Genomic DNA, 12,545 nt, shown 5'->3' with positions numbered 1-12,545 from the left:
TGGATTTTTTCCCTCGGGGTCACGGTTTTTTTCAAAAGCAGATCTTGGGTGTCTGCTGGGTTCTGTTTCAGCCCAAGGGCGCCCTCAAACTAAAAAGCGTCTCCGGGTACCCGCACAAACCCTTCCATCAGCACGCGTGCACTGCGGCTCATAATGGCTTTCCTGACGACCCATTCACCGTTGACCTGGCTCGCTTCAGCCCCCACGCGCAACGTACCCGAAGGATGCCCGAACCGCACCGCATTGCGCTCCACACCACCTGCCGCCAGGTTTACCAGCGTCCCGGAAATTGCAGCCGCAGTACCGATCGCCACGGCCGCCGTCCCCATCATCGCGTGGTGCAACTTGCCCATGGACAGCGCTCGCACCAGCAGGTCGATATCCCCTGCCTGGATTGCCTTGCCGCTAGATGCAATGTAATCCGCCGGCCGCGCCACAAATGCGACTTTCGGCGTGTGCTGGCGCTGGGCGGCTTGATCCAGATGCTGGATCAAGCCCATGCGCAACGCGCCGTGGGCACGAATGGTTTCAAACATTGCCAACGCTTTCGGATCGCTATTGATCGCACCTTGCAGTTCGGTGCCGGTGTAGCCCAGGTCTTGAGCATTGATGAAGATCGTCGGGATACCCGCATTGATCAACGTCGCCTTGAAGGTACCAACACCCGGCACATCCAGATCGTCGATCAGCTTACCCGTGGGGAACATCGATCCGCCGCCGCCCTCTTCTTCTGCTGCCGGGTCCATGAATTCCAGTTGCACTTCGGCCGCCGGGAATGTCACACCGTCCAGTTCGAAGTCGCCGGTCTCCTGCACTGCGCCGTTCGTAATGGGCACATGGGCAATGATGGTCTTACCGATATTTGCCTGCCAGACACGCACCACGGCGACGCCGTCGCGGGGAATGCGCGCAGCATCCACCAGCCCGTTGCTTACAGCAAAGGAGCCAACGGCTGCCGACAGGTTGCCGCAGTTGCCGCTCCAATCGACAAAGGGTTTGTCGATGGCGACCTGGCCGAACAGGTAATCCACATCGTGATCGGCGCGGGTGCTTTTGGCCAGGATCACGGTTTTGCTGGTACTGGACGTCGCACCGCCCATGCCGTCGATTTGCTTGTCGTAGGGATCAGGGCTACCGATCACCCGCAGCAACAAGGCATCACGCGCAGCACCTGGAACCTGGGCCGGCCCGGGCAGGTCCTGAAGGCTGAAAAACACCCCCTTACTGGTGCCGCCACGCATATAGGTAGCGGGAATCTTGATTTGCGGTACGTGTGCCATGGTTGTCCTCGTCAGGCGCAGGGAATTCGAGATCCCCTGCGCAAGTTATGTCAGGCGATCGCCGCCGACTCCAGGAAGTCCTGGGCAAAGCGCTGCAACACGCCGCCCGCCTCGTAGATCGACACTTCTTCAGCGGTGTCGAGACGGCATGTCACCGGCACCTCTACGCACTCGCCGTTTTTGCGATGGATCACCAGCGTCAATGTGGCACGCGGGGTGCGCTCGCCGAGCACGTCATAGGTTTCACTGCCATCGATCTGCAACGTCTTGCGGTCAGTACCCGGCAGGAACTCCAGGGGCAACACGCCCATGCCCACCAGGTTGGTACGGTGAATGCGTTCGAAGCCTTCAGCGGCAATCGCTTCCACGCCGGCCAGGCGCACGCCCTTGGCAGCCCAGTCACGGGATGAGCCCTGGCCGTAGTCGGCGCCGGCAATGATGATCAGCGGTTGCTTGCGCTCCATGTAGGTTTCGATGGCTTCCCACATCCGCGTAACCTGCCCTTCCGGCTCGAGACGTGCCAGCGAACCCTGCTTGACCTTGCCGTTTTCGACCACCATTTCATTGAACAGCTTGGGGTTGGCAAAGGTTGCGCGCTGGGCCGTCAAATGGTCGCCGCGATGGGTTGCGTAGGAGTTGAAGTCAACTTCCGGCAAGCCCATTTTCGCCAAGTACTCACCCGCGGCGCTGTCGAGCATGATCGCGTTGGACGGCGACAAGTGGTCGGTGGTGATGTTGTCCGGCAGTACCGCCAGCGGGCGCATGCCCTTGAGCGGACGCGCGCCGGCAAGCGCGCCTTCCCAGTAAGGTGGACGACGGATATAAGTGCTCTGCGGGCGCCAGTCATACAACGGCGCAACTTTCGGGCCGGTGTCTTCATGGATCGCAAACATCGGAATGTACACTTGCCGGAACTGCTCCGGCTTGACCGACGCCTTGACCACCGCGTCGATTTCCTCGTCGCTCGGCCAGATGTCTTTCAGGCGGATTTCCTTGCCACTGGCGTCCAGACCCAGTACGTCCTTTTCGATATCGAAGCGGATAGTGCCGGCTATCGCGTAGGCCACCACCAACGGCGGCGAAGCGAGGAATGCCTGCTTGGCGTACGGATGAATGCGCCCGTCGAAATTGCGGTTACCCGAAAGTACGGCGGTGGCGTACAGGTCGCGGTCGATGATCTCTTGCTGGATCACCGGGTCGAGGGCGCCAGACATGCCGTTGCAGGTGGTGCAGGCGAACGCCACCACGCCAAAACCGAGCTTTTCCAGCTCATGGCCCAGCCCGGCCTCTTCCAGGTACATCGCCACGGTTTTCGAGCCGGGCGCCAGGGACGATTTGACCCATGGCTTGCGTACCAGGCCCAGCTTGTTGGCGTTGCGCGCGAGCAGGCCGGCGGCAATCACGTTGCGCGGGTTGCTGGTGTTGGTGCAACTGGTGATGGCGGCGATGATGACTGCGCCATCGGGCATTTGCCCCGGTACTTCATCCCATTGCCCGGAAATACCTTTGGCCGCCAGGTCGCTGGTGGCGACGCGGGCGTGAGGGTTGCTCGGGCCGGCCATATTGCGCACCACGCTCGACAGATCAAAACTCAGGCCACGCTCGTACTGCGCGCCCTTGAGATCATCGGCCCACAGACCGGCCTGCCGGGCGTACTGCTCGACCAGCGCGACTTGTTCATCTTCGCGCCCGGTAAGCTTGAGGTAGGCGATGGTCTGCGCGTCAATGTAGAACATTGCTGCCGTGGCGCCGTATTCCGGAGCCATGTTGGAAATGGTCGCGCGGTCGCCAAGCGTCAATGCCGAGGCGCCTTCACCAAAGAACTCCAGCCAGGCTCCGACGACTTTCTGTTGGCGCAGGAACTCGGTCAACGCCAGCACCATGTCGGTAGCGGTGATGCCCGGTTGCAGCTTGCCGGTCAACTCCACACCAACGCTTTCCGGCAGGCGCATCCATGAGGCGCGGCCAAGCATCACGCTCTCGGCTTCCAGACCACCAACGCCGATGGCGATCACGCCCAGTGCATCGACATGCGGGGTGTGGCTGTCAGTGCCAACGCAGGTGTCGGGAAACGCCACGCCGTCACGCACCTGGATCACCGGAGACATTTTCTCCAGGTTGATCTGGTGCATGATGCCGTTGCCGGGCGGGATCACGTCGACGTTCTTGAATGCTTTTTTAGTCCACTCGATAAAGTGAAACCGGTCTTCGTTGCGCCGATCTTCAATGGCGCGGTTTTTTTCGAAGGCTTGCGGGTCGGACCCACCGGCTTCGACGGCCAGGGAATGGTCGACGATCAATTGCGTCGGCACCACCGGATTGACCTGGGCCGGATCGCCGCCTTGCAGGGCGATGGCGTCGCGCAAGCCGGCAAGGTCCACCAGCGCGGTCTGGCCGAGAATGTCATGGCACACCACGCGCGCTGGGAACCACGGGAAATCGAGGTCACGCTTGCGCTCGATCAACTGGCTCAGGGAAGCGTTGAGGGTCGCCGGGTCGCAACGGCGCACCAGGTTTTCGGCCAGTACACGAGAGGTGTACGGCAAAGTGGCGTAGGCACCGGGAGTGATTGCCTCGACAGCCGCACGGGCGTCGTAGAAATCCAGGCGGCTGCCGGGGAGCGGTTTACGAAATTCAGTGTTCATCGTCAGGACTCGGTCACGGAAGTTATGAAAGGAAAACCGACGCTGATCCTGCGGTTGATACCCAATCCAGATGTGGGAGCGGGCTTGCTCGCGATTGCGGTGTGTCATGCAACGCACAAGGGGCTGTTACACCGCTATCGCGAGCAAGCCCGCGCCCACATTTTTGATCGAGTTTCCAATCAGAGGATCGCCGGTTTCCCCAGTCAGCGGCGTTCGATTGGCACGAACTTGCGCTGATCAACGCCGGTGTACTCGGCGCTTGGACGGATGATGCGGTTGTTGGCACGCTGCTCGAAAACGTGGGCAGCCCAGCCAGTCAGGCGCGAGCAGACAAAAATCGGCGTGAACAACTTGGTCGGGATACCCATGAAGTGATAGGCCGAGGCATGGTAGAAGTCGGCATTGGGAAAGAGTTTTTTCTGTTCCCACATGGTCTTGTCGATGGCCTCGGATACCGGGAACAGCACAGTGTCGCCCACTTCATCGGCGAGTTTTCTCGACCAGCCCTTGATCACTTCATTACGCGGATCGTTGTCCTTATAGATAGCGTGGCCGAAGCCCATGATCTTGTCCTTGCGCGCCAGCATACCCAGGGTGCCCTCGACGGCCTCCTCGGCCGAAGTGAAGCGCTCGATCATTTCCATCGCCGCCTCGTTGGCACCACCGTGCAACGGACCGCGCAAAGAGCCGATGGCAGCGGTGACACAGGAGTACAGGTCCGAAAGGGTCGAGGCACACACCCTGGCGGTGAAGGTCGAAGCATTGAATTCGTGTTCGGCGTAGAGAATCAGCGACACGTTCATGACTTTGACGTGCAGCTCGCTCGGTTTCCTGTCGTGCAAAAGATGCAGGAAGTGACCACCGATGGAAGGCTCGTCGGTCACGCAATTGATGCGCTGGCCGTCGTGACTGAAGCGGTACCAGTAGCACATGATCGCCGGGAAGGCGGCGAGCAGGCGGTCGGTGATGTCGCGCTGGACGCTGAAATCCTTCTCCGGCTCGATATTCCCCAAAAACGAACAACCGGTACGCATCACGTCCATCGGATGGGCATCGGCAGGGATGCGTTCCAGTACTTCCTTGAGCGCCTGAGGCAGATCACGCAGCTTGCTCAGTTTGGTGCTGTAGGCATCCAGTTCGGCTTTGCTTGGCAGTTCGCCGTACAACAGCAGGTAGGCAACTTCTTCAAATTGCGCATCAGCGGCCAGTTCGCGCACATCGTAGCCACGATAGGTCAGCCCGGCGCCTTCCTGGCCCACGGTGGACAACGCAGTCTGCCCGGCAACCTGGCCACGCAGGCCAGCGCCACTCAATACTTTTGCTTCAGCCATGTCTGTTCTCCAATTTTGTATTTATCAGGGAGGCGCTGCGCTTACTTCTTGGCGGCGAACAGCGCGTCGAGCTTTTGCTCGAAGGTGTGATAGTCAATGCGATCGTAAAGCTCCATGCGGGTTTGCATGGTGTCGATCACGTTCTGCTGGGTACCGTCACGACGAATCGCGGTATAGACATTTTCCGCAGCCTTGTTCATGGCCCGGAATGCCGACAGCGGGTACAGCACCAGTGCAACATCGGCAGATTTCAACTGTTCGACGGTATACAGCGGGGTCGCACCGAACTCGGTAATGTTGGCAAGAATCGGGGCTTTCACGCGTGCCGCGAACAGCTTGTACATGTCCAGCTCGGTGATGGCTTCCGGGAACACCATGTCGGCACCGGCCTCGATACAAGCAGCGGCGCGCTCCAGCGCAGACTCCAGGCCTTCGACCGCCAGGGCATCGGTGCGGGCCATGATCACGAAACTGTCGTCGGTACGCGCATCAACTGCCGCCTTGATGCGGTCAACCATTTCCTGCTGGGACACGATCTCTTTGTTCGGACGATGACCGCAACGCTTGGCGCCCACCTGGTCTTCAATATGGATCGCCGCCGCGCCGAACTTGATCATCGATTTGACGGTACGTGCCACATTGAAGGCCGAGGAGCCGAAACCGGTATCCACATCCACCAGCAGCGGCAAGTCGCAGACGTCGGTGATACGGCGCACGTCAGTCAGCACGTCGTCCAGGCCGGTGATGCCCAGGTCCGGCACACCCAGGGAGCCGGCAGCGACGCCGCCACCGGACAGGTAGATCGCCTTGAAGCCTGCCCGCTTGGCCAGCAATGCGTGATTGGCATTGATCGCGCCAACGACCTGCAGTGGCTGTTCACTGGCCACTGCATCGCGAAAACGTTGGCCTGGAGTGCTGTTGTTATGGGAACTCATGACTCACCTCGTGGAGTGGTTGTCTGGGGTGCGCCATCCTGGAAATGGCGGGCGATATTGCGCTTTGATGCGCCGATATGACGGCGCATCAACAACTCGGCCAGCTCACCGTCGCGATCGGCAATCGCGTCGAGAATCCGGTGATGCTCGGCAAAAGCCTGGCGTGGACGATTGGGAGTGGCAGAGAACTGGATGCGGTACATGCGCACCAATTGATACAACTCACCGCACAACATTTGAGTCAGGGTGCGGTTACGGGCACCTTGAATAATCCGGTAATGAAAGTCGAAGTCGCCTTCTTGTTGGTAGTAACCCACACCGGCCTGGAACGCCGCATCACGCTCATGAGTGTGCAGCACCTGGCGCAACTCTTCGATTTCCTCTTCAGTCATGCGCTCGGCGGCCAGACGGCAGGCCATCCCTTCAAGAGATTCACGGATCTCATAGAGTTCCACCAGCTCAGCCTGGTTCAGGGACACCACCCGGGCGCCCACGTGGGGCACGCGCACCAGCAGGCGCTGGCCTTCCAGGCGGTGGATCGCCTCACGCAGCGGCCCCCGGCTGATACCGTAGGTGCGCGCCAGCTCCGGCTCGGAAATCTTGCTGCCAGGGGCGATCTCACCCTTGACGATAGCGGCCTGGATACGTCGGAAGACGTTCTCGGACATTGTTTGGGAATCGTCCTGCCCAACCACCGGAGTTTCCAGTTGACCCAGCATATTGTCGACACCTTTAAAAGCAATGCGGCAAAAACTAGCCAATTACACCGTAACAGTCAAAGAATAAATGAATATTGTCGACAATCGTCTAATAACCCTCGTCATATCCCTGGAGGATATGGCCGGCTGCCAGCGCTGGCGCCAGAGAACCTTCATGCTAGAATGCCCGTCGCATTTGCCTGACATCGCTTGATGAAAAGGCGCACGAGGGAGCTTGCGCAGCAATGCCAGTCGCCTTGAACCAAACATCGCACTGCACCGCCTCAGGACTTATGAGACTCAAGCCCTTCCCCCTATTGCTTTGCCTACTCTGTGTACCGGCCCTTGGCGTCGCCGCCGAAAAGACCGTGTATGGCCTCAATGAATACGCCAAACTGGCGGGCATTGACCTTGAAGTTGCCGCCAAGCTCGATACCGGTGCCAAGACGGCGTCCCTAAGCGCCCGGGATATCAAGCGCTTCAAGCGCAACGGTGAATCTTGGGTGCGCTTCTACCTGGCCATCGACACCGCTCACTCCCACCCCATCGAGCGCCCCCTGGCCCGCGTCAGCAAGATCAAGCGCCGCGCCGGGGATTACGACCCTGATGAGGACAAGAACTACACCGCCCGTCCGGTTATCGCCCTGAACATTTGTATGGGCACCGCTTTACGCAGCATCGAAGTGAACCTGACGGACCGCAGCGCTTTCCAATACCCGCTGCTGATCGGCTCCGAAGCTTTGAAACGCTTTGATGCGCTGGTCGACCCCAGTCTTAAATACGCAGCGGGCAAACCTGCCTGCGCCACCGACGCTCACACCGCCGAGTAATTCCAATGCGCTCTCTTACGATACACCTGAAGATTTTGATCGCCGTCCTGGTGGTACTGGGCATTTCGGTCACGGCTTATCAGATTTTCGTCCTGGGGATTCCGGTGACGGAAGACGCCACTGACGACCTGTGGAACATCGACGCCAAGGTGGAGTTCGTCGCCAACGCCAAGGATCCGGTAAAGATCCAGATGTTCGTACCGCCCCTGAGCAGCGACTTCGTCAGCCTCAACGAAAGCTTCATTTCCAATAACTACGGCGTAAGCGTCAATCGCATCGACGGCAACCGCAAGGTCACCTGGTCTGCCCGGCGCGCAAAGGGCAACCAGACGCTCTACTACCGTCTGGTGCTGACCAAGCGTTACGCCGGCGATAAAACCAAGGTCAAGGGCCCGACCTTTCGCGACAGCATCGCCGTGGAAGGTCCGGAAAAAGTAGCTGCCGAAGCCCTGCTTGCGCCAATCCGCCAGCACTCGGCCGACGTCGAGACCTTTATCAGCGAAGCCATCAAGCGCACCAACAACCTCAACGATGACAACGTCAAGCTGCTGTTGGCGGGCGACCCCTCGACACCGCACAAGGCCAAGATCGTCGAGCTTCTGCTGTCTATCGCCCACGTTCCGGTAGAAAAAGTCCACACCCTGCGCCTGGCGGCCGACCTGCCGCAGACGCCGGAGCTATGGCTGCGCAGTTTCAACGGTAACGAGTGGTTGTATTTCAACCCGGAAACCGGCGAACAGGGCCTGCCCTCCGACCGCCTGCTGTGGTGGACCGGTGACGAAAACCTGATCACGGTCGACGGTGGCAAAAAAGCCATGGTGACCTTCAGCCTGAACAACAGCGAAATGAACGCCATTCGCCTGGCCAAGCTGACGGACGAAAACACCGACGCCAACTTCCTCGAGTACTCGCTATACGGCCTGCCACTGCAAACCCAGCAGACCTTCATGATCATGGTGATGATCCCGATCGGCGTACTGGTGATCCTGATCCTGCGCAACCTGATCGGCCTGCAGACTCTGGGTACTTTTACGCCGGTGCTGATCGCCCTGGCATTCCGGGAAACGCAGCTGGGCTTCGGCATCGTGCTGTTTACGGTGATTACCGCACTCGGCCTGTCCCTGAGGTCCTACCTTGAACACTTGAAACTGCAGATGCTGCCAAGACTGTCGGTAGTACTGACGTTTGTCGTGGTGCTGATCGCGGCCATCAGCCTGTTCAGCCATAAACTTGGGCTTGAGCGAGGCCTGTCGGTGGCGCTGTTCCCGATGGTGATCCTGACCATGACCATCGAACGCCTGTCCATTACCTGGGAAGAGCGCGGTGGTGGCCATGCGATGAAGGTAGCGATCGGTACGCTGTTCGCCGCTTCCCTGGCACACCTGATCATGAGCGTGCCAGAACTGATCTACTTCGTGTTCACCTTCCCGGCGATCCTGTTGATCCTGGTGGGCTTCATGCTGGCCATGGGTCGCTATCGCGGCTATCGCCTGACCGAGCTGGTGCGTTTCAAGGCCTTCCTCAAGGCTGATTCGTAATGTTCGGGTTCTGGAAGACCTGGAAAGCCCTGCAGGCGCGGGGAATCATGGGCATCAACCGGCGTAACGCCGACTATGTGCTCAAGTACAACAAGCGCAGCCTGTATCCGATCGTCGATGACAAGATCATCACCAAGGAGCGGGCCATCGCCGCCGGCATCCATGTACCGCAAATGTACGGGATCATTTCCACCGAGAAGGAAATCGACAAGCTCGACGAGATCATCGGCGGGCGCAGCGACTTCGTGATCAAGCCGGCCCAGGGCGCTGGCGGCGATGGCATCCTGGTGATTGCCGACCGCTTTGAAGGGCGCTATCGCACGGTGTCCGGCAAGATCATCAGCCACGAGGAAATCGAACACCAGATTTCCAGCATCCTCACGGGCTTGTACTCCCTGGGTGGCCACCGTGACCGAGCCCTGATCGAATACCGAGTGGTGCCTGACCAGATCTTCAAAAGCATCAGCTACGAAGGCGTGCCGGATATTCGCATCATCGTACTGATGGGCTACCCGGTGATGGCGATGTTGCGCCTGCCTACCCGTCAATCGGGTGGTAAGGCCAACCTGCACCAAGGCGCGATTGGCGTCGGTGTGGACCTGGCCACCGGCCTGACTTTGCGGGGCACCTGGCTGAACAACATCATCACCAAGCACCCGGACACCACCAACGCGGTAGACGGCGTACAACTGCCCAACTGGGACGGCTTCATGAAGCTCGCGGCCAGTTGCTATGAGCTGTGCGGCCTGGGCTACATCGGCGTGGACATGGTGCTGGACCAGGAAAAGGGCCCGCTGATCCTGGAGCTCAATGCACGGCCGGGGCTCAATATCCAGATTGCCAATGACTGCGGCCTGACCTTGCGTACCCACGCAGTGGAGGCGCGCCTGGAAGAGTTGAGGGCTGCCGGCGTGATGGAAACAGCGGAAGAACGCGTGAAATTTGCCCAGGAGATGTTTGGGCATATTCCACCGGTCGAAGGCTGACAGTGCTCTGCTGATCGTTCCGTCACCGCTTAGGAACGATCAGCAACTGCCAATCTCCGACATCCCCACTAGGAGCAAATCCTACAGGGGACTACAATCCATCCCCCGCGCCAATGGCTGATCCACCCCGCATGTTGACCTGCTCCGTTCACCCGCTGCCCTACCGGGAAAACCCGGCCGAGTATTTCACGTCCATTCGCCACGCCCCCGGCGCGGTGTTGCTCGACAGTGGTCGACCGGCTGCCGAGCGCGGCCGCTATGACTTGCTCAGCGCCTGGCCGCAAGCAACGCTGACCGTGTGGCCGGATGAAAGCGGTAGCGACTTCCTGCAACGGTTGCGGGAAAACCTCACACTGCTGGGTGACGCGACCATACCGTCGCCCTATGAGCTGCCATTTGCCGGTGGCTTGATCGGTTACCTGAGCTACGACTTCGGCCGGCACCTGGAACAACTGCCGCAGCAGGCGGTAGACGACCTGCGCCTGCCCGACGCGCGTTTTGGCCTGTACGCCTGGGCGTTGATCAGCGATCACCAGGCGCGTACCAGCCAACTGGTGTTTCACCCAAAACTGGCGCAAAGCGAACGGCAACGACTGACGGCACTGTTCGATCATCCAACACCAGACGCTCGCGCCAGCTTCAAACTGCATACCCCGATGATCCCGGACCTGAGCGCCGGCGCCTATGAACAGGCCATCGTGCGCATTCAAGACTACATTCAGGCCGGTGACTGCTATCAGGTGAATTTTGCCCAACGCTTTCGCGCCGGGTGCAGTGGCGATCCGTGGGCGGCCTACTGCGCCTTGCGTGCCGCCTGCCCGACACCGTTTTCCGGCTTCCAGAGCTTGCCGGACAATGGCGCGGTGTTGAGCTTGTCACCGGAGCGATTTGTCAAAATCAGCCAGCGCCAGGTGGAAACCCGACCGATCAAGGGCACGCGCGCGCGCGGAACAAACCCCGACGAAGACGCGGCCAACGCCGCCGAACTCCTGGCCAGCCCCAAGGATCGCGCGGAAAACCTGATGATTGTCGACCTGCTGCGCAACGATCTCGGCCGCACCTGCCGCACCGGCTCGGTCAAGGTGCCGGAGTTGTTCAGCCTGGAAAGCTACCCAAATGTGCATCACCTGGTCAGCAGCGTTACGGGTGAGCTGGCAGACAACAAGGACGCTCTGGACCTGATCGCCGGCAGCTTCCCGGGGGGCTCGATCACCGGCGCACCGAAAATTCGCGCCATGCAGATCATCGATGAACTGGAGCCGACCCGACGCGGCTTGTACTGCGGCTCGCTGCTGTACCTGGACGTACGCGGCGAGATGGACAGTTCCATCGCTATTCGCAGCCTCCTGGTCAAGGATGGGCACGTCAGTTGCTGGGGCGGCGGTGGGATCGTTGCCGACTCTGAGTGGCAGGCGGAATATCAGGAATCGATGACCAAGGTGCGGGTGCTGCTGGAGACACTGGAAGGCTTGTAAGGCTGTACCGGCCCTATCGCGAGCAAGCCCGCGATAGGGCCATCAGCCTCAATCAATAACCTACAGACTCAACGCCCGATTCGAGGCCTTGATGAACTCTTTCTTCAAGTCCTCAAAGGTATGCACCGCAGGAAACTGCGGAAACTCGCGAATCACGTTTTCCGGCGCGTGGAACAGAATCCCGCGATCCGCCTCGCCGAGCATGGTGGTGTCATTGTAGGAATCGCCGGCGGCGATCACCCGGTAGTACAAGGTCTTGAAGGCCAGCACCGACTGGCGCTTGGGATCTTTCTGGCGCAGTTGATAGCTCACCACCCGGTCATTTTCATCGGTAATCAAACGGTGGCAGAGCAGGGTCGGGAAGCCCAGTTGACGCATCAATGGCTGGGAGAACTCATAGAACGTGTCCGACAGAATCACTACCTGAAACCGCTCGCGCAGCCAGTCGACGAACTCGACAGCGCCGTCCAGTGGCTTGAGGGTGGCGATCACTTCCTGGATATCCGCCAGCTTGAGGCCGTGCTCGTCCAGAATCCGCAGGCGTTGCTTCATCAACACGTCGTAGTCGGGAATGTCCCGGGTGGTGGCCCGCAGGGATTCAATCCCGGTTTTTTCGGCAAAGGCGATCCAGATTTCCGGAACCAATACCCCTTCCAGGTCGAGACAGGCAATTTCCACAAGACACCCCTATTCGTATTATTCAAGTTGAGCGAGCAAAAGGACTGCCGAACTCTAGCGATTCGCGCGGGCCGCCGCAACGCAGGGCGGATTTTGTTACCATCGCCCTCCTATAGAGCGCTCAGCGCCACTGACCTGTAGGAACCGTC

Annotated in this window: 10 protein-coding genes; 4 read left to right on the top strand and 6 right to left on the bottom strand. The window is 59.7% G+C overall.

What is annotated here, in order from left to right:
- Positions 1-89: 89 nt before the first annotated feature.
- From prpF to OQ460_RS07335, 5 genes are all read right to left on the bottom strand, one after another.
- Positions 90-1,280: a 2-methylaconitate cis-trans isomerase PrpF gene (gene prpF / locus OQ460_RS07355; RefSeq protein ID WP_410021189.1), complete on the bottom strand. Its 1,191-nt coding sequence runs from the start codon at positions 1,278-1,280 to the stop codon at positions 90-92.
- Positions 1,281-1,330: 50 nt separating this feature from the next.
- Positions 1,331-3,925, bottom strand: coding sequence for a Fe/S-dependent 2-methylisocitrate dehydratase AcnD (gene acnD / locus OQ460_RS07350; protein WP_410021188.1), 2,595 nt, complete (start codon positions 3,923-3,925; stop codon positions 1,331-1,333).
- Positions 3,926-4,128: 203 nt separating this feature from the next.
- Complete coding sequence (prpC, locus tag OQ460_RS07345) at positions 4,129-5,256, bottom strand: bifunctional 2-methylcitrate synthase/citrate synthase (RefSeq protein ID WP_410021187.1); 1,128 nt, start codon at positions 5,254-5,256, stop codon at positions 4,129-4,131.
- A gap of 41 nt (positions 5,257-5,297) precedes the next feature.
- Positions 5,298-6,191, bottom strand: coding sequence for a methylisocitrate lyase (gene prpB / locus OQ460_RS07340; protein WP_410021186.1), 894 nt, complete (start codon positions 6,189-6,191; stop codon positions 5,298-5,300).
- Entirely contained in the window at positions 6,188-6,910 is a 723-nt protein-coding gene (locus OQ460_RS07335) for a GntR family transcriptional regulator (protein ID WP_410021185.1), read from the bottom strand. The genes prpB and OQ460_RS07335 overlap by 4 nt, the downstream gene beginning before the upstream one ends.
- Before the next feature lie 272 nt (positions 6,911-7,182).
- Between OQ460_RS07335 and OQ460_RS07330 the strand changes: the two genes are divergently transcribed.
- From OQ460_RS07330 to pabB, 4 genes are all read left to right on the top strand, one after another.
- The gene (locus tag OQ460_RS07330) at positions 7,183-7,719 is read left to right on the top strand and encodes an ATP-dependent zinc protease (protein ID WP_410021184.1); all 537 of its coding nucleotides are present in this window, start codon (positions 7,183-7,185) and stop codon (positions 7,717-7,719) included.
- A 5-nt stretch (positions 7,720-7,724) separates the two neighbouring features.
- The gene (locus OQ460_RS07325) at positions 7,725-9,257 is read left to right on the top strand and encodes an inactive transglutaminase family protein (RefSeq protein WP_410021183.1); all 1,533 of its coding nucleotides are present in this window, start codon (positions 7,725-7,727) and stop codon (positions 9,255-9,257) included.
- Positions 9,257-10,243 carry an alpha-L-glutamate ligase-like protein gene (locus OQ460_RS07320; RefSeq protein ID WP_410021182.1) on the top strand — a complete coding sequence of 329 codons (987 nt, stop codon included), beginning with the start codon at positions 9,257-9,259 and terminating at the stop codon, positions 10,241-10,243. The genes OQ460_RS07325 and OQ460_RS07320 overlap by 1 nt, the downstream gene beginning before the upstream one ends.
- Before the next feature lie 131 nt (positions 10,244-10,374).
- Positions 10,375-11,718 carry an aminodeoxychorismate synthase component I gene (gene pabB, locus OQ460_RS07315; protein ID WP_410021181.1) on the top strand — a complete coding sequence of 448 codons (1,344 nt, stop codon included), beginning with the start codon at positions 10,375-10,377 and terminating at the stop codon, positions 11,716-11,718.
- 60 nt (positions 11,719-11,778) lie between these two features.
- Here the strand turns inward: pabB and thrH are convergent, their stop codons facing one another.
- The gene (thrH, locus tag OQ460_RS07310) at positions 11,779-12,396 is read right to left on the bottom strand and encodes a bifunctional phosphoserine phosphatase/homoserine phosphotransferase ThrH (RefSeq protein ID WP_410021180.1); all 618 of its coding nucleotides are present in this window, start codon (positions 12,394-12,396) and stop codon (positions 11,779-11,781) included.
- Positions 12,397-12,545 lie beyond the last annotated feature (149 nt).

This window comes from Pseudomonas imrae (genome assembly GCF_046352735.2).
GTDB lineage: Bacteria > Pseudomonadota > Gammaproteobacteria > Pseudomonadales > Pseudomonadaceae > Aquipseudomonas > Aquipseudomonas imrae.
This window is presented reverse-complemented; position numbering and strand designations above follow the sequence as displayed.